20 protein-coding genes are annotated in these 23,511 nt (G+C 64.3%); 12 read left to right on the forward strand and 8 right to left on the reverse strand.

The window, feature by feature from the left end:
* Nucleotides 1-50 precede the first annotated feature (50 nt).
* Genes AC239G_RS00530 through AC239G_RS00540 form a run of 3 tightly spaced genes read left to right on the forward strand, consistent with a single transcriptional unit; the run spans nucleotide 51 to nucleotide 4,278 of the window.
* A complete protein-coding gene (locus tag AC239G_RS00530; RefSeq protein WP_376905136.1) occupies nucleotides 51-1,691 on the forward strand; it encodes a class I adenylate-forming enzyme family protein in 1,641 nt (546 codons plus the stop codon).
* Between the two features lie 35 nt (nucleotides 1,692-1,726).
* Complete coding sequence (locus tag AC239G_RS00535; RefSeq protein WP_487489562.1) at nucleotides 1,727-3,076, forward strand: beta-ketoacyl-[acyl-carrier-protein] synthase family protein; 1,350 nt, start codon at nucleotides 1,727-1,729, stop codon at nucleotides 3,074-3,076.
* Entirely contained in the window at nucleotides 3,073-4,278 is a 1,206-nt protein-coding gene (locus AC239G_RS00540; RefSeq protein ID WP_139467707.1) for an acyl-CoA dehydrogenase family protein, read from the forward strand. Before AC239G_RS00535 ends, AC239G_RS00540 begins: the two co-directional genes overlap by 4 nt.
* Before the next feature lie 195 nt (nucleotides 4,279-4,473).
* Here AC239G_RS00540 and AC239G_RS00545 read toward each other — a convergent pair whose 3' ends face one another.
* Together AC239G_RS00545 and AC239G_RS00550 are read right to left on the reverse strand one after the other, a co-directional pair.
* Nucleotides 4,474-5,130 (reverse strand): GntR family transcriptional regulator, encoded by a 657-nt coding sequence (locus AC239G_RS00545; protein ID WP_487489563.1) that lies wholly within the window; start codon nucleotides 5,128-5,130, stop codon nucleotides 4,474-4,476.
* A gap of 73 nt (nucleotides 5,131-5,203) precedes the next feature.
* A complete protein-coding gene (locus tag AC239G_RS00550) occupies nucleotides 5,204-6,604 on the reverse strand; it encodes an MFS transporter (RefSeq protein WP_487490128.1) in 1,401 nt (466 codons plus the stop codon).
* A gap of 198 nt (nucleotides 6,605-6,802) precedes the next feature.
* Between AC239G_RS00550 and AC239G_RS00555 the strand changes: the two genes are divergently transcribed.
* Genes AC239G_RS00555 through AC239G_RS00565 form a run of 3 tightly spaced genes read left to right on the forward strand, consistent with a single transcriptional unit; the run spans nucleotide 6,803 to nucleotide 9,620 of the window.
* Nucleotides 6,803-7,618 (forward strand): SDR family NAD(P)-dependent oxidoreductase, encoded by an 816-nt coding sequence (locus AC239G_RS00555; protein ID WP_229664024.1) that lies wholly within the window; start codon nucleotides 6,803-6,805, stop codon nucleotides 7,616-7,618.
* 47 nt (nucleotides 7,619-7,665) lie between these two features.
* The gene (locus tag AC239G_RS00560; protein ID WP_181271149.1) at nucleotides 7,666-8,595 is read left to right on the forward strand and encodes a transketolase; all 930 of its coding nucleotides are present in this window, start codon (nucleotides 7,666-7,668) and stop codon (nucleotides 8,593-8,595) included.
* Nucleotides 8,592-9,620 (forward strand): transketolase family protein, encoded by a 1,029-nt coding sequence (locus AC239G_RS00565; RefSeq protein ID WP_487489564.1) that lies wholly within the window; start codon nucleotides 8,592-8,594, stop codon nucleotides 9,618-9,620. The genes AC239G_RS00560 and AC239G_RS00565 overlap by 4 nt, the downstream gene beginning before the upstream one ends.
* 195 nt (nucleotides 9,621-9,815) lie before the next feature.
* Here AC239G_RS00565 and AC239G_RS00570 read toward each other — a convergent pair whose 3' ends face one another.
* The 5 genes from AC239G_RS00570 to pdhA form a co-directional block, all read right to left on the reverse strand.
* Entirely contained in the window at nucleotides 9,816-11,330 is a 1,515-nt protein-coding gene (locus tag AC239G_RS00570; protein ID WP_181271147.1) for a sodium:solute symporter family protein, read from the reverse strand.
* Complete coding sequence (locus AC239G_RS00575; RefSeq protein ID WP_259358100.1) at nucleotides 11,327-11,629, reverse strand: DUF3311 domain-containing protein; 303 nt, start codon at nucleotides 11,627-11,629, stop codon at nucleotides 11,327-11,329. Before AC239G_RS00575 ends, AC239G_RS00570 begins: the two co-directional genes overlap by 4 nt.
* Before the next feature lie 236 nt (nucleotides 11,630-11,865).
* A complete protein-coding gene (locus AC239G_RS00580; RefSeq protein WP_487489565.1) occupies nucleotides 11,866-13,368 on the reverse strand; it encodes a dihydrolipoamide acetyltransferase family protein in 1,503 nt (500 codons plus the stop codon).
* Entirely contained in the window at nucleotides 13,368-14,483 is a 1,116-nt protein-coding gene (locus AC239G_RS00585) for an alpha-ketoacid dehydrogenase subunit beta (protein ID WP_181271145.1), read from the reverse strand. Before AC239G_RS00585 ends, AC239G_RS00580 begins: the two co-directional genes overlap by 1 nt.
* Complete coding sequence (gene pdhA, locus AC239G_RS00590; RefSeq protein WP_181271144.1) at nucleotides 14,480-15,601, reverse strand: pyruvate dehydrogenase (acetyl-transferring) E1 component subunit alpha; 1,122 nt, start codon at nucleotides 15,599-15,601, stop codon at nucleotides 14,480-14,482. The genes AC239G_RS00585 and pdhA overlap by 4 nt, the downstream gene beginning before the upstream one ends.
* 288 nt (nucleotides 15,602-15,889) lie before the next feature.
* Here pdhA and AC239G_RS00595 point away from each other — a divergent pair, with 288 nt between their 5' ends.
* The 3 genes from AC239G_RS00595 to AC239G_RS00605 all read left to right on the forward strand — a co-directional run bounded on the left by AC239G_RS00595 (nucleotide 15,890) and on the right by AC239G_RS00605 (nucleotide 17,534).
* A complete protein-coding gene (locus AC239G_RS00595; RefSeq protein ID WP_039211600.1) occupies nucleotides 15,890-16,315 on the forward strand; it encodes a hypothetical protein in 426 nt (141 codons plus the stop codon).
* Nucleotides 16,316-16,444: 129 nt separating this feature from the next.
* Nucleotides 16,445-16,864, forward strand: coding sequence for a VanZ family protein (locus AC239G_RS00600; protein ID WP_482401768.1), 420 nt, complete (start codon nucleotides 16,445-16,447; stop codon nucleotides 16,862-16,864).
* Nucleotides 16,865-16,973: 109 nt separating this feature from the next.
* Complete coding sequence (locus AC239G_RS00605) at nucleotides 16,974-17,534, forward strand: hypothetical protein (protein ID WP_062860487.1); 561 nt, start codon at nucleotides 16,974-16,976, stop codon at nucleotides 17,532-17,534.
* A gap of 505 nt (nucleotides 17,535-18,039) precedes the next feature.
* On the opposite strand, the gene AC239G_RS00610 is transcribed toward AC239G_RS00605, so the two are convergent.
* Entirely contained in the window at nucleotides 18,040-18,555 is a 516-nt protein-coding gene (locus AC239G_RS00610) for a YqeB family protein (RefSeq protein WP_181271232.1), read from the reverse strand.
* A gap of 109 nt (nucleotides 18,556-18,664) precedes the next feature.
* Between AC239G_RS00610 and AC239G_RS00615 the strand changes: the two genes are divergently transcribed.
* The 3 genes from AC239G_RS00615 to AC239G_RS00625 all read left to right on the forward strand — a co-directional run bounded on the left by AC239G_RS00615 (nucleotide 18,665) and on the right by AC239G_RS00625 (nucleotide 23,510).
* Nucleotides 18,665-19,273 (forward strand): TetR/AcrR family transcriptional regulator, encoded by a 609-nt coding sequence (locus tag AC239G_RS00615; protein WP_229664026.1) that lies wholly within the window; start codon nucleotides 18,665-18,667, stop codon nucleotides 19,271-19,273.
* A 172-nt stretch (nucleotides 19,274-19,445) separates the two neighbouring features.
* Complete coding sequence (locus AC239G_RS00620) at nucleotides 19,446-21,395, forward strand: hypothetical protein (protein WP_487489566.1); 1,950 nt, start codon at nucleotides 19,446-19,448, stop codon at nucleotides 21,393-21,395.
* Between the two features lie 222 nt (nucleotides 21,396-21,617).
* Nucleotides 21,618-23,510, forward strand: a complete 1,893-nt coding sequence (locus AC239G_RS00625) for a siderophore-interacting protein (protein ID WP_259358107.1) — start codon at nucleotides 21,618-21,620, stop codon at nucleotides 23,508-23,510.
* Nucleotide 23,511: the final 1 nt, after the last annotated feature.

Raw genomic sequence — 23,511 nt, forward strand, 5'->3', positions numbered from 1 at the left:
ATGCCGGCCCGGAATTGGGCTCGTGAGAAACGAATTCGAGGAGGACGGAATTGCCCATCACGTCGAGGATCCTCGAGGTCGCGGCCACCGATCCGGACCAGTTGGCCATCGTCGGCGGCCACTCTGGCAGCCCTGCCCCAGATGAGAGCACCGACCCCGCCGCGGGCACACGGGCCCCACGTTCCCTCACCTATGCGCAGCTCGTCCGGGATTCGGCCGCGATGTTCGCCGCCGTCGACGTCCTCCACAGTGCCCAGACCGACCCGCCGACACCGGCACCCGAGTCCCACGGCATTCCGATCACGGCAGTGAGCCTCACCTCGGCGTTCGAGACCTCCCGCATCATCGCCGGCCTCGCCGGCTTCCGCGCAGTCTCGGCCACGATCGACCCGCGCTGGCCGCTCGACCACCAGGTCGGAGTCATCACGACCACCGGAATCGGCCTCGTCATCTCCGACTCGACCCGCCTCGCCGAGGCGCTCGCCGCCACTGGATGGACCGGAACCGTCATCACCGCGACCGAATTCCGTGCCCGCGAGGACGCCATCGACCCCGCCGACACCGCACCGCCGAGCGTTCGCGAAGCGTCCGAGCCGTTCCTCATGCTCTTCTCCTCCGGCACGACGAGTAACCCGAAGGCGTTCATCAAGACCCGCCAGCAGTACCGCGACAACGTGGCTGTGTCCTCGGCCCACCTCGAACCCTTCGCCGGAGTGGCCACCCTGGCACCTGGCCCCGTGTCCTACAGCCTCACCCTCTATGCCGTCGTCGAAAGCCTCGCCACCGGGGGCAGCGTCCACGTCGCCGACGACTTCGACCCCTTCACCATGGGTTCGCGCATCACCGACGAAGCCATCACCCGCGTCGTCGCTGTGCCCGCCGTGGTCAAGGCTCTCGCCGAGGCGGCCCGTCGAACGCCGGAGAACTTCCACGGCCTCGACCTCGTCGTCACCGGAGGAGCGAACCTGCCCGCTTCCATCCGCTCGGCACTCGCCGACGTCCTCCCCGACGCCCGGCTGATCAGCTACTACGGTGCCGCCGAGATCGGATTCATCGGCGATAGCCGCGACGGCGACGGCACCTGGATCTCGATCTACGACACCATCGGCGTCGAGGTCCGCGACGAATCCGGTGCCCGGCTGCCCGACGGAGAGATCGGCACGGTCTGGATCAGAGCCGCCGCCTGCTCCGACGGCTATGTCACCGGCACCACCGACGCTCGGCTGCGACGCCCCGACGGCTGGGCCACGGTCGGTGACCAGGGACGGATCGAAAACGGACTCCTCCAACTCGCCGGACGGGCCGGTGACATCGCGATCACCGGAGGGCACAAGGTGTCCCTGCCCGAGGTCGAACGAGCCTTCGAGGGATTCGACCGCGCGGATCCGCGGTCGGGGCAGGGCCGCCTCGGCGAGGTCTGCGCGATCGCCTTGCCCGACGGCGGTCTCGGCAGCATCGTCGCCCTCGTCATCGAACCAGGCGCCCTGGGTTCGGGGAGCCATGCCGGGGATGGCGAATCGACTGCGCCCGACAAAGCAGCACTGCTCGACCACGCCCGGGCGGAACTGGCCCCGCAGTTCGTGCCAAGACGGTTCTACTTACTCGACCGGCTGCCGCGGACCGTCGGTGGGAAGATTCGACGCCTCGAAACCGTTGACTTGGTCATGAGCGGAAAGGCACAGCGGCTGTGAACGCATCCCGGAGCAATCGGCACCGGACAGATGGCGTGCGCGAGGTCGTCATCACGGGACTCGGCGCCATCACCCCGAGCGGCCAGGATCCCGAAACCCTCTGGCAGTCTGTGCGCAGCGGCACCAGCGCCATCGACGTCCTCGCAGGTGAGCAGTTCGACGACCTCGCCGTGCGGATCGGTGGGCAGGTCAAGGACTTCGACGCCGAGGCGGTTCTGCCCCGGGCGCTCGCCCGCCGGCTCAGCCCCGTCCAGCATTGGGCCATCGCCGCGGCCGACCAGGCGGTGCGCGCAGGCGGAATCGAGTCCGCGGCCGACGATCTGCCTTGGGACCGCGACCGTACGGCAGTCATCGCGGCCACCGGCTCCGGACCCGTCGACGCCATGCAGGACGCGACGCGTCGCCTCGACGCCGACGGCCCCAGGTCGGTGCCGCTGACCCTGTCCATCCACGGTGCGCCGGACTCCGCGGCAGCGCTGATCAGCCAGCGCTTCGACCTGCGCGGACCCGGTCAGGGAGTCTCGGCGACGTGCGCTTCCGGGGCGATCGGACTCGGCGAGGCGATGCGTCGGATCCGCCACGGCTACGCCGACGCCGTGCTCGTCGTCGGCATGGAGGACTGCCTCGGTCCGGTCAATCTCGCCTCCAACTCGAACATGCGCGCGCTCGCCGCCGGATACGAGGACGATCCGACCGCCGCCAGCCGTCCCTTCGACCGGGCCCGCAACGGCTTCGTCATGAGCCAAGGTGCGGCTGCGATCCTCCTCGAATCCGCCGACTCGGCGGCCTCACGTGGGACGACGGAGCTGGCCGAGCTCGCCGGATTCGGCGCCGCCAGCGATGCCCACCACCCGACGAACCCGCATCCGCAGGGACGGGGAGCCGCCTCGGCAGTGGTTCAGGCTGTGAGAGACGCAGGGCTGGAACCCGGCGATATCGACCACGTCAACGCCCACGCCACGGGCACACCGGCCGGCGACCGAGCCGAACTCGCAGCCTTCGATGCGGCCTTGGGGAAGGCTGGACGGATGATCCCGATCTCGGCCACGAAATCGACGACGGGACACCTCCTCGGCGCATCGGGGGTCGTCGAGGCGATCATCGCGACCCTGACGATGCGTGACCAGACGCTGCCGCCGACGTTCAACCTCGACGACAACGAGTTCCCCGACTGGGACATCGTCGCAGGTCACGCCCGTGAGATGGGCGGTGGACCGAACCCCGCCGGGGCGGCCGTCGACACTGTGCTGTCAACGTCGTTCGGCTTCGGCGGGCACAACGGCGCGATCATTCTGCGCCGCAGCGCGCAGCCCGCGACACCCTCGACAGGCGCGACCGACCCCTCGACGGACGCAGACGACCCCTCGACGAAGGAGAGACGATGACCGACCGCGAGACACGCGTGAGCGAGCTCGCCGCGCAGTACCTGCCTGATGATGTGCTCGAACGATTCCGCGAACGAGCCGACGTCTATGACCAGGAGAACCGATTCTTCGACGAGGATCTCGCCGAACTGGGGGACCTCGGCTATCTTCAGCTGTTCGTCCCGCAGTCGCATGGCGGGCCAGGGCTGAGCCTGTTCGAGGTCACCCGACTTCAGCAGCGGCTGGCAGCGGCGGCGCCCGGAACGGCTCTGGCGATCAACATGCACCTCATGACCACCGGTGTGGTCAAGGCGCTGGCCGACCGCAGTGACGACTCGCTGAACTGGGTGTTCGACGAGGTCATGGCCGGTGAGATCTTCGCCTTCGGCATCTCGGAACCGTCGAACGACTGGGTCCTGCAGGGTTCGAACACCGAGGCGGTGTCGACGGCCGACGGCGGATACGAACTGACCGGGGTGAAGATCTTCACCTCGCTGTCTCCCGTGTGGACCAGGCTCATCGTCCACGGTGCCGTGGCCGCCGACGACGACGGCATCGCCGGCCCCGATGCGGACGAGCCGGCCGAGGGGCAGCTCGTCTACGGATTCATCGAACGCGATGCACCCGGGATCACGGTCTCCGACGAATGGGATGTGCTGGGAATGCGGGCCTCGCAGTCGCGGGCGACGATCCTCGACCATGTGCCGATGAAACCCGAACGGGTCTCACGCGTCATCCCCGCTGGCAAGCACCCTGACCTGCTCACCTTCGCGATCACGAGCAACTTCCAGCTGCTCATCGCCGCCGTCTATGCCGGAGTAGCGGCCCGTGCGCTCGAGCTGGGCGCTGCCGGTCTGCACAAGCGGAAGTCCGCGAAGGCCGGCGTCACCTTCGCCGAGGTGCCCGAGGCCCGGACGCGCCTGGCCGATGCGCATCTCGACTTCATACCAGTGACGGCGATGATCGACGCCTACGCTCGGGACTTCGATGACCTCATCGACCACGGTGCCGGTTGGCCGTTGCGCCTGGTGGGGGCGAGGATCAAGTCCGCCGAGGCGGCCCGCCGCAACGCTGAGACCGCGCTGATGTGCACGAGCGGCAACGGGTTCGGCAACAAGCACGAACTCTCCCGCCTCTTCCGCGATGCCACGGCCGGGCTCTTCCACCCGCCGAGCGCCGACGCCGCCCGCCCGATGTACGCGGCTGCACTGCTCGACGGGTAGGGAGTTTGGCCCGCCGCTCGTTCAAGGCGGCGCGCACTTTTCGAATTGCGCACCTATCGACAAGTGCGGGATCGCTTGATCGGGGTCGCGCACGTGCGCGAACGCTTGAACGAAGCGTGAACGCGGTCAAGCGGTGTGGTGCTCACGACCGCTGACTCTGGTTCGACCCAGCTGTCGCGCAGTCGGACCGAGGGTTCAGCTGAGGTTCGACTCGGCAGATCTCATGTGTTCGAGGACTGCCGCTCGCGCGGTCGCAGGATCTCCACCGGCGATTGCGTCGACGAGGACCGCGTGTCGGCTCGAGTCCATGTTCCGCACCGCACGCTCGAGTCCGGCGAAGACGATGGTCATTCGAATTGAGCCGCCGAGCGACTCCCACTGATGCAGAAGGGTGCGATTTCCCGAAAGCTCACAGAGGAGACGATGAACCTTGAGGTCGGCCTCGATGCGCTCGTCGAACGCCTCTTCGTCCGGAACGTCCATCGCCGCCACAGCCGAACGCAGCCGCCGGACTGCCTTTTCGCGATCTGCTTCGGGAAGCAACGCGACCGCCTCGGCAGCCAACCCCTCAAGCGCGCCGCGCACCGCAAAGATCTCCGTGAGATCGCGTTGTTCGAGATGTCTGACGGCCAACCGCCCCCGGGCACCGAGGGTGAGCAGCCGTTCTTGCTGCAGTTGGCGCATCGCTTCGCGCAGAGTGCCGCGGCTGATTCCCAGCTGAGCAGAGAGCTCAGTCTCAACGAGGTGGGTTCCCGGCGGAATGGCTCCGGAGGTGATCGCACGGCGCAGCGAATCGAGAGCCTGCTCCCGCAGATTCGTCCGCTCGAGCCCCGAGAGTCCGGAGAGTGGCACGTTTTTCCTCCTGTGCAGCCGGGTCTGCCCTATGGCGTGGTCTGTCAACAGTCTACGACGCACGCGGGCTGACTCAATTCAGAGCGTCGTCATGATTCGGAGAGCTGGGATGTGGTTCGGGGTGTTTCGACGATTCCGCCGAAGTGCTGTGACCGAGCTCTGCGATCTTGCGATTGACGAATTCGCGGTCTCCTCGGGTCCACGTCTCCCGGGTGACGAGCGCGGCTCCGAAACCGAGAAGAGCATAGACGACGAAGAGGAGCGCAGGGCCGAGCCATCCTAGCCACATGTAGAGCAACGACGTCGCAAAGGGCGTCAGGCCTGAGACCATCGCGGAGATCTGGTAGGCCAGCGAAGCGCCCGAGGAGCGTGTCTTGGCCTGGAAGAGCTCGGGGAACCAGGCTCCCTGAGCGCCGGCAAGAGCATTCTGACAGACGATGTAGGCGATGGTGATCGTCGCGATGATGAGGATGAAGGATCCTGTGTTCGCCGCGAGGAACATCGGGATGCCGAAAGCTGCGGCGAAGAGCGTCACCCAGATGTAGATAGGGCGTCGTCCGACGATGTCCGTCAGAGCTCCCCATCCTGTAGTCGCGAAGATCCCCAAAGCGCTGGCGATGCAGATCGCGGTGAGAGTCTGGTCTGTCGATGCCAACTCATGGTCATTGATGTAACTGATCATGTAGGTCACCGAGATCGCGTAGCCGGCTGTCTCTGCGACCCTGAGGAAGATGCCGCGCACAATGTTGCGCCAGTCGTCGCGGATGACCTCGACCACCGGAGACTTCACGGTCTGTCCCGAGATTTTGACCTCTTCGAACACTGGAGATTCGGGCACCTTCGAGCGGATGACGAGTCCAACGATGACGAGGACGAGTGAGACGAGGAAAGGCACCCGCCAGGCCAGATCGCCGGGCAGGTGAACGCTGACGAGGAAGACGAGGTTTGCCAGCAGCAGACCGATCGGGAAGCCGGCCTGGACAGTGCCGGTGAAGAGCCCTTTGCGTTTCCACGGCGCATGCTCGTAGGTCATGAGGATCGCTCCACCCCACTCGGCGCCGAAGGCCAGTCCCTGCACGACTCGGACGACGACCAGAAGGATGGGCGCCAGGATGCCGACGGTCTCATAGGTCGGCAGCACGCCGATGATGAACGTGGCCAGACCCATGACGATGAGCGACGTGACCAGCACCGGCTTCCGACCGACGCGGTCACCGAGGTGCCCGCCGATGATGCCGCCGAGCGGTCGGGCGATGAAGCCGACTCCGAGAGTCGCGAATGAGAGAAGGGTGCCGACCAGCGGGTCCTCGCTGGGAAAGAAGACGGCACCGAAGTAGAGCGCCGCGGCGGTGCCGTATCCGATGAAGTCGTAGGACTCGATGACCGCGCCGACAGCCGACCCGGAGGCCACCCGCTTTGCGTCTCTGGTCCCGTGGATCGGCCCGCGGAGGCCGGTTTTGCCTGGGGTGCTCATGGAAGTCCCTTCGTCGACGTTGACGTCTTGACGGTTCGTGTATTCGGCGAACGCAGAAGCATCATTGCACGGCATTATGTTGACTGTCAACAGTCAACATGTTAACTTCGAATCGCTTGCCAGATGCACTTTCCGACTCCGACAGCGATCGGTTCGGTCCAGGGGCGTTCGTACGCCCGACGTTCAAAGGAGAATCTCTTGAGTACCACCGTGACCGCCGAAACAGAACTTTCCACAGCGCATGCCCCCGTGGTTCGCACCGCGATCATCACCGGTGCCGCATCACGCAGCGGAATCGGACTCGAAACCGCGCGTCATTACGCCTCCGCAGGGTGGGGCGTCGTCGTGTTGGATCTCATCCAAGAGGCATCCGAGAGCGTTGCCGAGGAGATCTCACAGAAATTCGGGACACCCGCATTCGGTCACCGGATCGATGTCTCCGATGAAGATTCCGTCGCTGCGGCCGCATCGGCTGTTGCTGCCGAAGTTGCCGCTGGTCGGTTGCCGGAGGTCGGAGCCGTCGCCAATATCGCAGGCATCACCTCGCCGCTTGACTTCCTCGACACCGACCTTGCCCTCTGGAACAAGGTGCTGACCATCAACGCAACCGGAACCTATCTCGTCACCAAGGCGTTCCTGCCACGAATGATCGAGTCCGGTTGGGGGCGCGTGGTGAACATGTCCTCGGTCTCTGCTCAGCGAGGCGGCGGTGTCTTCGGAAAGGTCCCCTACTCGGCTGCGAAAGCCGCGATCCTCGGGTTCACCAAGGCGCTCGCCCGAGAGATCGGTGAAACCGGCGTCACTGTCAATGCGGTCGCTCCCGGCGCAGTCGATACACAGATTCGCGTCGGGTCGACCCCGGCGCAAGAGGATGCCATCGCCGCCAGCGTCCCTGTCGGTCGAGTGGCCACGCGGGCAGAAGTCGCCTCGGCGATCGTCTGGCTCTCCTCGGAGGAGTCGGCTTATCTCACCGGAATCACCTTGGATATCAACGGCGGCAGCCACATGCATTGATCAGCGGTCCGCTGTCGGCACGCCACACCATGAGGAGAAAACGCACGATGACCACCGAATTCAGACACACGACCATCTCTCCGGAACGAATCGTCCGAGTGAGAGAAGCGGCCTTCCGAATCCGCCAGAACGCCCTAGTCGAGGCTGAAGTGCAGGGACAGGGCTACATCGGCCAGGCTCTCGGCTTCTCGGATGTTCTGGCCGCACTGTACGCAGACCAGCTCAACCTCGACCCCACAGATCCTGAATGGGAAGGGCGAGACAGATGCCTCCTGTCGATCGGGCACTACGCCCTGGCCATCTACGCCGCGCTGGTCGAAGCGAAATTCTTCCCACAGGAAGAACTCAAGACCTACGCGACTGACGGTTCGCGGTTTCCGATGTCGGCGATGAGCACCTACACGCCGGGGGTTGAGATCTCCGGTGGATCGCTCGGTCACGGTTTGCCGATCGCGAACGGCATGGCCATGGGCCTCAAACGCAAGAACAGCACCGCAACTGTCTACAATCTTCTCTCCGACGGCGAGCTCGGTGAGGGATCGACTTGGGAGGCGGCCGCTGTTGCTGCTCATCACGAGCTTTCCAATATCATCGCGATCGTCGACTTCAACGATCAGCAGGCTGACGGAAAGTCGACGACCATGCTGTCGATGGAGCCCATCACCGAGAAGTGGGAATCGTTCGGATGGGAGACTCGGCGCTGCGATGGGAACGACGTCGAAGCAGTGCTGGCCAATCTCATCGAACTGCGCGAGCTCGAAGCTCCGCGTCCGCGGGTGCTCATCGTCAATACGCGCCTGGGCAAAGGTGTCGATTTCCTCGAGAAGCGAGAGAAGCTTCATTTCATGAGGGTCGCCGAGGAGGAATGGAGCCTCGCGCAGAAGCAGCTGCACAACAGCTTCGCCGACGAGAGCGCAGAGACGGATGAGCTACGCGAGAAGGAACGGTCAACGACGGAAGATGGGGGACGCGCATGAGTGTGAAATCTGAACACGGTACCGCAGTCGGCAGCGCCGGAGTCAGCACGGAGAAGAAGCTCGTATCGGGGGCGATGAGCGTCGACCTCGCGAAGGAGGGTCAGCGTGCAGTCCAGGCCCCGCTCGGGCAGGCCCTGCTCACCGCAGCCGATAGAGATGACCGAATCGTCGGCCTCTCGGCCGACCTCGCGAAGTACACGGACCTGCATGTGTTCCGTGACGCGTTTCCCGATCGCTTCTACCAGATCGGCATGGCGGAGCAGGCCCTCCTCGGTGCCGCCGCCGGATTGGCGATGGAGGGATTCGTCCCGTTCGCCTCGACATACTCCGTGTTCGCCACCCGTCGCGCCTATGATTGGTTGGCTCTCGATATCGCGGAGCCGAATCTCAATGTGAATATGGTCTGTGCACTGCCGGGACTGACCACCGGTTACGGTCCTTCCCACCAAGCCACTGAGGACATTGCGATCCTGCGGGGACTGCCGAATCTCACGATCGTCGATCCCTGCGACGCCACGGACATCATGCAGGCAGTTCCGCAGCTGATCGCCCATGACGGACCGACCTACACGCGTATTCTCCGAGGCCGAGTGCCGCAGGTGCTCGATGAATACGGCTACGAGTTCGAACTCGGCAAAGCCAAGCTGATCCGCGACGGCGCCGACGTCCTCATCATCTCCTCGGGGTTGATGACGGAGAACGCCCTCGAGGCGGCAAAGGTCTTGCAGCAGGACGGCGTCGACGTAGCTGTCCTTCACTCGCCGACGCTCAAACCGTTTGACTCCGAGATGGTGCTCAAGGAGGTGGCGCGAGATCGCCTGATCCTTACAGCCGAGAACCACACAGTGATCGGCGGTCTCTTCGATTCGGTTGCACACGAACTCGCACTTGAGGGCGTGACGAAGCAGGTCACTCCCATCGGTCTTCCCGATGAATTTCTCGATGCAGGTGCGCTGCCGACCCTCTACGACCGCTACGGATTGTCTGTTGCCAAGATTGTGGAAACGGTCAGAGGGCGGATGTAGAACATCGCGCGGAGCAGCGCAGTCCGATAGGTGCGGCGACTCTGCCCGACGGGTGAGGGTGCGACTCGCTCGCCCGAGCAGGAGCGCAGATGTCGAAACGTGCCCCCTCGATCAGGGCGCTCGCGCTTGATCGAGGGGTGCATTCGGGTCTGGACGTTTGAACGAGATGTGAAGATGGTCGGAGCCCTCGCCGCCTCAGCCGGCAACCGCCTCGGTGCGCGTCTGCCGCTGGGCTGACGGCACCCACCGTGGGTCCGGCTTGGCCAGAGTGACGATGACGACCACGATGAGGTTCGCCGCGACAGCCCAGAGGCCGCCGTTGATGCCGAGCAGCGGATCATGGCCGGTGTAGTGGAGGCCAACCATGACGATCGAGCCGACGATGAGGCCCGCCGCAGCGGCCTGCTTCGACATCCGTGGCCAGTAGAGAGCGAGCAGCGCAGCCGGCACGACCTGGGCCAGTCCTTCGTAGCTGAGCACGGAGAGCTCGACGAGCGCATCCGGCATGAGCAGGCTCATGATCAGGGCGATGATGCCGACGGCCAGGCACACCCACTGGGACAGTGTCTTCTGCCGCAGGCCCCGTGCGTTCAGCTGCTCAGGAGTCATCGAAGCGGCGTTCTTCGGTCCGGCCAAGCCGCCGCCCAAGACAGTCCGTCCCCACATCGAACCGATCGAGAGCATGTACACGCTCATCGGCACGATCGCCGAGAGCGCGCCTGCGACGCCGATGATCGCGACGATCGGCGCGGGCAGGGAATCGATGACCACGGAGAACAGGGCCAGGTCGGCGTCTTTGAGGGCAGGGACGACGAAGAGTGCAGCCACACCGACCATCATCGGCACGAGGAGCAGCAGCTGATACCACGGCAGAATGATCGAGTTGCGTCGCAGAGCATTCGCCGAGGTGCCCGACAGGTAGCCGGCGATCGACGTGGGGAACACGGTGATCGTGATCCCGTTGAGGATGATCGTCGAGATGAACCATGCACCCCCGTAGATGCCATCGCCTGCGCCGGGGAAGGTCAGCCACTGAGATTTCTCACTCACGACGCGGTCAAGCAGAGGAGCCAGGCCGTCGAAATAGTGCAGCGGCACGTAGATCGCGAGGAACGCGACAGCGAGGATGACCAGTCCGTCCTTGAGGACGCTGACCCAGGCGGAACCGCGCAGACCGGAGAAGAGGATGAACGCCTCGGCGACGATGAAGGAGACGATGGCGGCGATCTTGAGGTCGATCGCTCCGTAGCTCATCGCGTTGACGACCGCACCCATGCCCTGGATCTGCAGCTGGATGTAGGGAACGATGAAGATCGTTGCGAGGACAGCCACGAGGATCGCCAGCCCGCGCGAGCGAAATCGGTGTTCGACGATGTCGGAGAGACTGACGAGCTTGTGCCGGGCGGCGTAGGTCCAGAACAGTGGGCCGACGAGATAGGCGACGACGAGACCGATGCTCAGGTAGCCGATGAGGTAGAGGATCGGCACCCCGTAGGAGTAGGACCAACCGGCCGTGCCGAGGAACGAAAAGCTCGTATATGTTTCGCCTGCCATGAGCAGCAGGATGAAGACGAAGCCCAGCCCGCGTCCGGACACCGACCATTCGTCCAGCGACTTCTCCCGGCCGCGGCCGGACCAGATGCCGATGCCGATGGTCGCGAGCATGGCGAGGCCGAAGATGATGCAGGCGATGATCGCGGAGGTGCTCATTTCCCGGCCTCCTCGATCTCGTGGTCCTCACCGAAGGCGACATCGGAAGGGATGTGCTCGGGCAGATCGTGCCGGTAGTACCGGTCGCCGCGAGCGGTCATCCACACGAAGAACCAGGTGAGAATCGTGACCGCGATCGTATAGGCGAGGATGAACGGCAATCCGGCGATGCGCGGCTCGACCGAGTTCGCCACGACCGGGGTGAGGGCGTAGAGGACCACGGGAACGATGAGGAGGACCAGCGAATACCGCCGCCGAGGCGACCCCGCCTGGCGTACCGAACTGGGGTTCCGTGACATGCTCAACCTCGTTTCCTTGCGTTCGCGTCCGCGGTGAGCGGACTCGGCAAGGTTAGTGCTGTGAGTCACAGACGGAATGGCCGTCCGAAGTGTGGAACCGCAGCGGTGAAGTGCAGTGCGGGAAGCGTCGTTCAAGGCGGCCCGCACTTGTCGAACGGTGTACCTATCGACAAGTGCGATGCCGCTTGAACGAGCGTCGTGCCGGCTCCGAACTGGAAGCTACGGCTCGGCGGGACTCAGAGCTCGGGCAGCAGGGAGATCGGGTTCTCGATGCAGTCGGCGACGAAGGTGAGGAACTCGCTCGGCTCCTGACCGTCGCACGCCCTGTGGTCGAAGACGAAGGACAGGTACATCACCTTGCGCACCGTCAGCTCACCGTCGACGACCCACGGGCGGTCCTTGATCCTGCCGAGACCGAGCATGGCCACCTCGGGGAGGTTGATGATCGGGGCCGAACCGTCGACGCCGAACACTCCGTAGTTGTTCAGGGTGAACGTGCCGCCGGACAGCTCCGACGGATCGAACTTCCCCGTGGCCGCCTTCCCGACGGTCTCGGACACGGAGTCGCGCAGCTGCCGCAGGCTCATCTCGCCGGCCCCGTGGACGACGGGGACCATGAGTCCGCGCGGGGTCTGCGCGGCCAGACCGAGGTTGATGTCCCCGTGGGTGACGATCTCGCCGGCGGCCGTGTCGATCGACGAGTTGATGATCGGGTGCTTCTTCAGACCTGCTACGACGAAGCGGGCGACGAGGGACAGCAGCGAATATTTCTCACCGGTGCGCGCCTCGAGCGCGCGCTTCGTGCCCAGCAGCTCGGTGGCATCGACATCGAGCCAGATGGTGGCCTCGGGGATTTCCTGTCGCGACTTCGTGAGGCGTTCGGAGACGACCTTCCGAAGCCCCGTGATCGGGGTGCGGGTATCGCGGTCCGCCCGCCCGACGAGGGAAGATGCCCCCGCCGAGGTGGTGCTGCGTTCCGTGGTCGACTGAGGTTCGCCGGCCGGTGACGTCCCCGCGGGGACGTGAGCGCTCGCCGCGTCGACGTTCGCAGCCGTGCCCGACTCGATCGCAGCGAGGACATCGGCCCTGGTCACGATCCCACCGGGACCGCTGCCGGGAAGGTGCTTGGCGCTGATGCCGTGATCCTTCGCCAGCTTGCGCACGAGGGGAGACGACACGGGGGAGACCTGCTCGCCGGCGGCCGTTGCCGACTCTCCGATGGCGGTCTTCGACGAGTCATCGGTGGGAGTCTGTTTCTCTGTCGGCGGCTGCAGGGGAGCGTCCGGGATGACTGTCGGGACGGCCGGGGCGGCGCCCGGGGTCACGGTGGATGTCGCGGCCGGAACAGCTGTGTGCTTGCCGCCGAACGAGCGCTTCTTCGTCGAACGGGTCTTCGGCTCCGATGTACCGTAGCCGATGAGGTTCGCCCCGCTCGATTCGCCGGCGCTGTCGTCTGCGCTCGCGCCCGCCTCGGCGACGGAGAGCAGGGCCTGACCTGCACTGACGGTGTCCCCAGCGGCGGCGTGAAGGCTGACGATCCTCCCGGCGTACGGGCAGGGGAGTTCGACGACTGACTTCGCGGATTCGACCTCGACGACCATCTGATCGACGTGGACCTCGTCCCCGATCTCGACCTTCCAGGAGATCAGCTCCGCCTCGGTGAGGCCTTCGCCGAGGTCGGGAAGGATGAACTCGCGCGTGCCAGTCCCGCGCATCCCGGTATTCAGATCAGCACTCATCACAGCTCCCAATCCCAGGACTCGAGCGCATCGAGCACGCGTTCGACGGTGGGCAAGTAGAACTCCTCGAGCTTCGGCGACGGATAGGGCACATCGAACCCGGCGACCCTCAGGATCGGGGCCGACAGGTAAGTGAAGTTGCGTTCGGTGAGGCGGGCGGCCACCTCGGCGCCGTATCCGCCGAACTGCGCGGCCTCGTGGATGATCGCCGCGCGCGAGGTCTTGCGCACGGACTCAGACACCGTCTCATCATCGAACGGAGACAGCGTGCGCAGGTCGATGACCTCGATGGACAGTCCGTGCTCGGCCCCGGCCTCGGCGGAATCGAGCGCCGTCCGCACCGTCGGACCATAGGCGAGCAGGGTGACGTCGGTGCCCTCGCGGATGACCTGCGCCCGATTCATCGGCGCCGTCGTCACCGGCAGACTCAGCGTCTCCTTCATCCAGTAGCGGGACTTCGGCTCCATGAACACGACCGGATCATCGGAGGCGATCGACTCGCGCAGCAGCGAATACGCATCGGCCGGATTCGACGGCGTGACGACGGTCAGACCCGGCGTCGACGTCCAATAGGCCTCGGACGAATCCGAGTGGTGCTCGACTCCGCCGATATCGCCGGCATAGGGAATCCGGATCGTGATCGGCAGGCTGACCCGGCCTTTCGTCCGGTTCCGCATCTTCGCCACATGGGACACGATCTGCTCGAACGCGGGGTAGGCGTAGGCGTCGAACTGCATCTCGACGACCGGCCGCATGCCGTTCATCGCCATGCCGATCGCGGTGCCGATGATGCCGGACTCCGCAAGCGGGGAATCCCACACCCGGTTCGACCCGAATTCGGCCCGCAGTCCTTCGGTGACCCGGAAGACCCCGCCGAGGCGGCCGACATCCTCACCGAAGACGAGCACAGTGTCGTCGTCGGCCAGGGAATCCCGCAGCGCCTGGTTGAGGGCCTTCGTCATCGTCACCGACGACGGGGCGGGTGCAGCGTCCGATGCCGCTGTGCCGTTCGCGGTCGCCGTGCTTGCCCCATCGTTCGCCGAGGCGGCGCTGCCCGTTTCGTCGTTCACCGCGGTCGGATCCGTGGTCGGGGTGGTGCCCGTCTCGACGCTCATGCCTGCCCTGCTGCGGCAAGTTCGGCACCGGCGAGTTCGGCCTCGAGGACCTGCTGCTGTTCGGCAAGGCCCGTGCGCGGGGTCGCGTAGACGTGGGCGAAGAGCTCGCGCGGGTCGACCTCGGCCTCTTGGTTCATCGCATCGCGGACGGACGCGGCCAGAGTCTCGGCCGCCTCGGCGACCTCTGCGACTGACGAATCGTCGAGTGCACCGGTCGACCGCAGGTACTTCTCCAGACGGTCGATGGGATCGAACTGCTTCCAGTGCTCGACCTCCTCGGCGTCGCGGTACTTCGTCGGATCGTCGGAGTTCGTGTGCGACTCCATCCGGTAGGTGAGGCACTCGATGAGGGTCGGACCGTCCCCGTTTCGACCGCGCTCGAGAGCGGTCGAGACGGCGGCGAACACGGCGGCGACGTCATTGCCGTCGACGCGCAGGCCCGGCATTCCGTAGCCGGCGGCTCGGTCGGCGAGCATCGTCGCGTTCGTCTGCTCCCGCAGGGGAGTGGAGATCGCGTACTGGTTGTTCTGCAGCACGAAGACCGTCGGCGTCTGCCAGACGGAGGCGAAGTTGAATGCCTCGTGGGTGTCGCCTTCGCTGCTGGCGCCGTCGCCGAGGAAGGTCAGAGTCGCTGCATCCTCGCCCTTGAGCTTCGCGGCCATCGCGAATCCGGTGGCATGCAGAGTCTGCGTCGCCAGCGGTGTCGCCGCAGGTGAGGCATGATACTCGTGCGGATCGAAACCGCAGTGCCAGTCTCCGCGGAAGGCGGCGAGGATCTCGGCGACGGGCACTCCGCGGGTCAGCAGCGCGGCCGAGTCGCGGTAGGTGGGGAAGAGCCAATCGTTCGGGGCCAGCGCGGTGGTGGCCCCCACCTCGGCGGCTTCCTGACCTGCCGCGGAGGGATAGGTAGCGAGTCTACCCTGTCTGGTCAGGTGCGTGACCTGCGCTTCGAACCGGCGGACGAGGACCATCTGCCGGTAGAGACCGGTGAGGGTGGCATCGCTGGGGATCCGCAGCCCTTCGGTCGGAGTGTCGGTGAGCCGGCCATCTGCGCCGATGAAGCTGATCGGCTGCAGCTGGGGCAGTGAACGGCCTGTGGTGGGAACGTCAATGGTCATGGCCCCATGGTGGCGTGAGCCGAGTCACGATTCCACGGCTGACGTGCAGGTGAGGACGGGCGGCCAAACGTGTCGCGAACTCGGGACGAAGGGACCGGTTCCGGCAGGCCGAGTGGACGTTTGGCTGGGCGGTGAGGGCTCTTTCACACAGCCGTGCGTGCAAGTCCAGCGCAGTAGATCAACATTTCTTGTGCAATTTCATCTTTTTGGGGGATGTGCGGGGGCCGAGTATGAACATAACCTCTATACCGGCTGAGAACTACCGGAGTTCCAGCAGAGAGGAATCATGTGAAGAAGATGCTCATTGCAGGGGTAGCGGCAGCGGCCCTGACGCTGGGGGTTTCAACCAACGCTGAAGCAGCAAGCTACACCTGGTATAACGCGGGATATAACGACGTGCAGAACGGCTCTCTCAACGCCCAGGTCTACTCCAATGGCAACCGTGTCTCGAAGGCCAAAGTCACGTACAAGAAGACGAAAGGTTCGGGGGTTTCGGTTAAGTTCGGATTCCAGGCGGTCAACAAGAAGGGCGGAGCTCAAGGCCCGGTGTCGTGGTCCGGAACCTACAAGATGAAGTCGAAGCAAACAAAGACAGCGACGTTCTCGGGCTCTGCGTCGTTGAGCAGCAAACGGCCATGCGCTCGTGCTCTGATGAAAGACACGATTTCGGGCAAGAACTACTACACGAGAACGACGTTCTGTACAGGACTGTAAATGCTTAGATATCTAACTGCACTGCCCTACGCACTTCCGGTCGCGGCAGTTGGTGTGATCGTTGCAGCAGTAATCGCAAAGCCTGTTGGCCGACGGCTTCGAGAGCATCCAGTAATCGTGTTCTTCTGGATGGCGAGCGTGTCCGTTGTGATCGCTGCGACAGTGACACCGTCAGGGCACGCGCCGGGATTGAACGATGGTTTGACGACGACCCGAGTCTGGGCGTGGTCGTTCCCGGCCCCAGGGGCGCTATTCTCGGTCAATTGGCAGTCGATGAACCTGTTGCTTTTTGCGCCATTAGGGGTAGCTAGTGGACTGTTCCTTCGGTTCCGCCACATTGTCAGGGCCGCTTCCATTGCAGCGTTACTGTCGCTTGCTGTCGAACTTGTCCAGTACATGGTTATCCCGCTGGGCAGAGCACAGTTCAACTCAGCGACGGTCGTAATCGGATGGGTCGGGATTGTAGTGGGAATGCTGGTGGGAAGACTGGTAGCGATCCAGATTCGGAAGACTAAACAAAAAGGGGATCAAGGCCAGCTGCAGAGCTGACTATGCCCCAAGTGTCAATACTTCAGACACGCAGATAGGGAACGAACATAGATGGGTCGAGTCGAATACGATGATTGGACTCCGGCCACACTGGATAGAACGGATAATTATGAAGAAGCTTGTCTCAATTGTTGGTGGGCTTGCCCTGGTCGCCGGTTCAACGTTCGCCGCGGGACCAGCATCGGCAGTGTTGAGTGAAGACATCCAGCCGGTAGCGTCTTCGCCTGCAGATGAAGACGCTCGAGTTGATTCGCTACTGAAAGACGGTGCCGAAGCAGACCCGCTGGAGCTTGTACCCGGTGCGACCACCGACCCTGACAAGGTCAAAGAGATTGACGAGTCGGGAGCTCCGGCAACTGTAGTGGTCGATCCTGACAACGGGAAGATCGTCGCAGCAAAACTGGAAACCACAATCTCGGCCCACAAGATATCAATTGTCGGCCCTGGGTGTTCGGCGGCGAGCGGATATTTCTGTATGAGGGGCTCTAATTACTACGGGTTCAAAGGAACTGGCTCTCTGTCCGGGAAGTGGAAGAGCATCAAGTGGTTCCACACCGGCAATAAGCAGGGTGCAGTCCGATATGGAGGAAAGTGGCAGGGCTGGCACCCGAAGAACCGGGCCGTGCAACTGACGAAAGCCGTTACAGTGACTGGGCTAAAACGGCAGTAAAAGAAAGAAACGCAACTGTCACACTAAACACAGCTGAAGCCATGGACTATTCAGCTTTCGGCATCGAATTATGCGCGTTGTATTTGGGAACGTTCTCAGCGCTAGATGCTTTCGGGGTCTCTACCCTGGTTCGCGGATAAGTCTGAAACCGGGACGTTGCGTCTAGCAAGCATGTGGACGTGTATGAGAGATTGCGTTTCTTGCCGCGTGGTTGCCTGCGTTCCCACATTGTTAATCGGCCTCGGAGAACAATATTTCGGGGCCGATTCTCATTCGTGCCGACGAGAGAGCAGCGGTGTCGGCTTGGCTCGGCAATCTTCGTTGTCGCGGTTGTGGACGACGACCGCAGGGTTGGCATCGAGGACGTTGAAAAGCCTTATCGATATCGCCCTCGCCAGCTCGTCACTTCTGGATTACTTCCTCCCGTCGATCGCATCAGCTCTCGGTGAGAAGTCCTCTCCGAGCGGGGCGATGTACGCCGTCCCAACCTTCGGCGCCGCGGCCCTCAGATCTCTCCCCACCGGTAGCCGCGGGAGGTGAAGGCCTCGGCGATTGCAGCCTTCTTGCCTTCGACATCGCCCTTGAAGGCCTGATGCCCGCCTTCGGTGACGACGACGAGCTTGCCGTCGGTGAAGTACGCGGTCGAGAACGAGGCGCGGGAGATGCGCAGCGGGTGGTCGTCGTCTCGGCCGATGGTGATTCCGTGTTCGTCGACGATCAGGGGAGTCGTCGAGGCGGCGATGAAGAAGGCGGCGATGAGTCCGAGTGCTCCGCCGATGATCGGTCGGGCGATGACGACCCACGCCTGGTCGAAGCGGCTGAGCTTCTCGATGACGTCCCCGAAGGGAATGGGAAATGTTGCGGCAAGCGATCCGAGGGCCGGAAGGAAGAAGCCGAGAGCCACGCCGATGCCGATGCAGACGAGGCCGATGACGACGACGTCGGTCCGACTGAGCGCGAACGTCGCAGGGGCGTGGGGCCGCTGGGTTGCCGAGTCGTTCTTCTGCTGGGGCTGATCCATCACGTGCTCGATCCTCGAAGGCGTTGTCGGTACTCCATGATACCAAAGTGGAACACACGTGTTCCACAAGTAGACTGCTCTGTATCGTTCGCAGAGTCAGGGAGGGGTTGTGCCGGTGCAGGGAATGCGTCGATTGGGCCGAGAGGCCCTGGTCAGCGAGGCACTGACCCACCTTGCCGCGAACCCGCAAGCGTCGATGATCGAGCTCTCGCAGTCGATCGGCGTCGGCCGCACCACTCTTTACCGACATTTCGGTGAACGGGAAGCTCTCGTTGGCGCGGCGGCGAGGCTCGGGGCCCGGCGATTCGGTGAGGCGGTCATGAAGGCCCGTCCCGGCGAAGGGACCGGGCTGGCTGCGCTCGAACGGATCTGTGCGGAGCTGTTCACTCTGCCCGATGTGCTCACCCTGCTCTTCGCCGACAACCCGATCATCACCGATGAGACCTTCGCCGAGGCGGCCGCCGAGTCCCGGTCGGGTGCTGAATCTGCGGGCGACGAAGATGATCCCCTCGAGGCCGTCATTGCGAGAGGGCAGGCGGACGGGTCCATCGATGAAGGAGTGCCGATCGGATGGGCGGCGGCGTTCGTCTACCTCACCATCGGCTCCGGACACCTCTACAGCGTGAGCGTCGGCGTCGACGATCCGACCGCGCGCGCCCAGTCTCTCGAGCTGACCATCAGAGCGGTGCGGAAGACCCTCGCATCGTCAAGGGGCTGAGCGCTGACCAGGGCGTGAACACCGACCGGGCCCGCAGAGCTGTGTGCGGTACCGCCGACTCCCGAAATGTGATCTCGGTGAAGCCGCGGGGCCATGCCGGGGCAGTTGTGCGGCCGACGAGGTCTGACTTGTTACCGTTATTGCTTCAGTTCATCCTCGGCAGGAGCAATGCGTGTCTACTTTCTTCGACGGTCCCGAATTCCACGGAATGGCAGCGGGCGGCAAAATCAGCCACGACCCCGGAATGTCCGATCGGATGATGCGGGAGCTGGCGCCGTTCCTCAAGGCCGAAGGAATCGACATCGATGATCCGAATGCGGACTTCACCGAAGCCGACTTGCACATTGCCATGGAGAAGGCGCAGGTGGAATACAACCGCCGACTATTCACCCCGGTCGGTGCCCACCGCGGGCTGGCTCTGGGGAAGCTTCGGTCGTTCTCCGTGGCCTTTGCCGAAGGCGACATCAAAACCGCCGAGGCTGTTGTGGCCTCCCTGCCCTCCGATCCCGAGGACTTCAGCCCGAGCGTCGCGCAGGTGACCGGGGCGGCGATGGGCCTCGTTGACGAATGGTTCACCGACGACGTGCACGGGCCGAAGCTCGGCGGAGTGATGGCACCGAAGTGGTCGGCGAAGAAATCCCGCAACGTCGCCCGCGACATCCTCGCCCTGGCACATAAGGGTCGCGTCGTCGACAGCCTCGATCGCCTCATCACCAACAACAGCGGACTCCCCGTCCTCGAAGGGGCCATGCTCGCCGTAGCCGCCGCGGTCGCGCGGTTGGCCAAGCGAAACAAGGTCTCGGAGCAGGAAGTCGTCGACGAGCTCTTGCCGCTCGACGGTTATCCGGAACCGGTTGAAGGCACCTACGGCTCCACCGGCCGAGTGTTCCAGGGCGACCAGGACGTCCAGGACGGCCCTGCCGCAGAACAGGGCCTGCCGGAGTGGCTCGGCGGATCGAGCGCCGAGGCGAGTGCACAGGCGAATCCCAACGCTGACCCGCAGGGCATCGATGCACGAATGGACGAGGTCGAGAAGACCGTCTACGAGATGCCGCTCTACCAGCGCTTCCGCGACTGGCTGGCCGAGACCTACGATGATGTCGATGAGGACTCAGAGGTCTTCGACATCGCCCATCTCCTGTTCTGCATCGCCGTGTCCTCCCGCGCAGATATCGACGAACCGGAGGGAATCGACGACCTCCTCGACGTCCTTGAAAGCTTCGCAGTCGACGGACAGGAGGAAGCGGAGAAGACCGATGGCGAATCGCCTTCGACGGTGATCTTCCTCGACAGCCTCGAAGCTCTCGACAACTATCTCCGCTTCCGCATGGACACCGGCGAGAACCCCGAACGCTGGAGTGCTGCCCGGGCCCGCGCCGAGGCCGCGAGCATGCGCACCGATCCGCTGCCCTCGGCGCTGATGGCCGCCGTCGAAGCCAATGCTCTGAGCGAGGAGCAGCTCGCGCAGCCTTTGCCGCACAACCGCCTCGTCGAGGGCGTGGTCGGCATCCTCGACTGGGTGGGCGAGTCCCGGCCGCTGACCGGTACGGGGCGGGTGAAGCGTGCCGATATCGCCGAGGCGGCCGAAAAGTTCGGCATCAAAGCCGTCGGAGTTGCGTCGAACGCCCGTTATGAAGACGGTGTGAACTATGCGCGCAGCGCCGACGAGGTGCCCGTCCTCGAAGCGATGTGGGCCGTGATGCAGAGTGCCGAGATCACCGAGATCACCGGCACCAAGGTCCGCCCGGGAAGCGCTGCCGACGAGTGGAAGAAGGGTGAGGTGAGCGCGGATACCGCACTGCCGGTCATCGGCGCCTTCATCTACGAGCGGCTGCTCGACGTGATCAACCTCGTTCCCGGAGAAGACTACGGCGCCCCGGCGATCACGATCGCCCAGCGCCTCATCGAGATCCTCACTCCCGACTCGGCACCGGAACGCCCCGAACTCGACCTCGGCGAGGTGCGCAGCGAACGGCTCTCCACGCTCTTGGAGGACGAACTGCAGGAGCTCACCGAGCTCGGGCTCCTCATGGCCGACGGAGACACGCTGTCAGCCGAGCCGGTGTACAAGCGCATCGTCGCCGGTGCCGCGCTCATGCTGCTGTCGGGACCGCGCGAATAAGACGAGGCGAGACCAGGGGTGTCGGAGCGAACTGAGGTGGCGGCCTCTGGTCGGTGTTGAAAATAAATGGTTGCACCTGCTGCGATCTCAGGTTAGGCTCACCTATGAGATATAGGGAACATCGGTCTTGCCTAAGGCAGTTGACACACCTGCTTGAAGTTGTGGGTCCGGCTTCTCTGTTTCTCGCTGTTTCATACGTCAAGAACCCTCGGAGCTGAATACATGCCGCGTACTTCCAGGCCTCTGCAGGTGCTGCCGATCATCCTGCGAGAAGTGGAAGTCACCGGCATCGTCGACATCACCCCGAACATGCGACGCCTGACAGTGGCAGGCGATCAATTGGCGGCCGGTGGGGTCGGCGAGGCTGCACGGCCTGCATTCCGCTCCGAGGGTTTCGACGATCACGTGAAACTCGTCATTCCCCCGCCCGACGGCTCATCCCTCGATATCGGCGAGCAGGAGGAGTTCCGCTTCAACTGGAATCGGGAAGCGCTCAACCGTGCCCGCGACTACACTGTTCGCAGCGTCGACCACGAGACGAACTCCTTCAGCATCGACATCGTGCGCCATGACTCCGGACTGGCCTCTGACTGGGCTTTCGGCGTCGCGGTCGGTGATCGGATCAGCTTCGCCGGACCGAAGACCTGCGCCGGGCTGGCCGACGGCATCGATTTCCACCTCCTCGTTGCCGACGAGACGGCGCTGCCCGCTGTCGGGCGCTGGCTCGAAGAGGCACCTGCTGGCACCCGCGGTCACATCATCATCGAAGTGCCCACCTCCGACGACATTCAAGACATCCCCACCGAAGCCGATGTCGAAATCGACTGGCTCATCCGCGGATCCACCGCACCGGGCGAATCGCGCCTGATGTTCGACGCCGTGAAGAATCTCGATCTGCCCGAAGGACGCACGTTCGCCTGGTGCGCGGGCGAGACGCTGACCATCGCCCCCATCCGCCGCTACCTGCGCCGGGAGATCGGCCTTCCCAAAGCGGACGTCGAGGTCGTCGGCTACTGGCGGAAGATGCCGACTCGTCCCGCCGCGCCAAGTGCGGCAGTCGCCTCCACGCCCGAGGCCACGCTCGAGGGATCTGGGGCCGAGTCCGGCCCGGCCGATGATTCGGCCCCTTCTGCAGCAGCCGGCAGCGAGGGCAGCGCCGAACCGGACGGAACTCTCGAGGTCCTCCACCAGGTCCACGAAATGACCGAACTGCTCCCCGCGATCATCACCCGGACAGCCGTCACCCTCGGCATCAACGACCTCATCGCCGGCGGAGTCGCCACCGCCGAGGCGATCGCCGCCGAACTCGATATCGATGCCGACCGTGTGCGCCCGGTGCTGACGGCTATGTGCTCCCTCGGGCTCCTTGCGCGTGAGGAGGAGAACTACCGCAACACCCCGACCGGAGCGGTCCTCACAGGCGACGGTGCCTCCGACGGACTTGACCTGAGCGATGCGGCGCTGCTCGACCTGTTCTCCCTCGTCGACCTCATCGATGTGCTCAGAGGCGGGTTCGCCTCCCGCACTTCGCGCGCCTCGACGATTCAGGCTCCCACCTGGCATGCCCAGCGCGACGCTGATTCCGAACTCGACTCCGCCCACCGGCGACGCAGCCTCGACCACCTGCAGTATGTCCTCGATCTCATCCTCGACCTCGAACCCGTGGCTTCGGCCGAGAGCCTCGCCGTCGTCGGTGATGTCGACGCCGAGGCGGCCGCCGCCCTGACGAGGAAGGCCTCGCACTCTGGGCGGACGATCCACACTCCCGGCGCACAGGGCCTGTCCGGTCGACGACCCTGGCCGGATGTCGACTGCACCCTCGTGATCGCCGGATTGACGGGGCGATCTCGGACAGAGGTGACCTCGTTGTTGGACCGGATGCTCGCCGCGAGCCGGACCCTGGTGATCGTCGAACCCTTCACCGATGATGCCGAGACCGACGACCATCAGGCCGAAGAACTCATCACGGTCCTGGCCACCACCGGGAATCCGTCGCTGACCAGCGGCGAGCTCGTCACGGATCTGCATAAGCTCGGAGCCGCGCACGTGCAGGTGAGAGACATCGGATGGGGGTTCGGCCGGTTCCGATCGGCCGTGATCGCCGCATGCTCCTGAA

It is taken from the genome of Brevibacterium sp. Lmc1, from assembly GCF_057654315.1.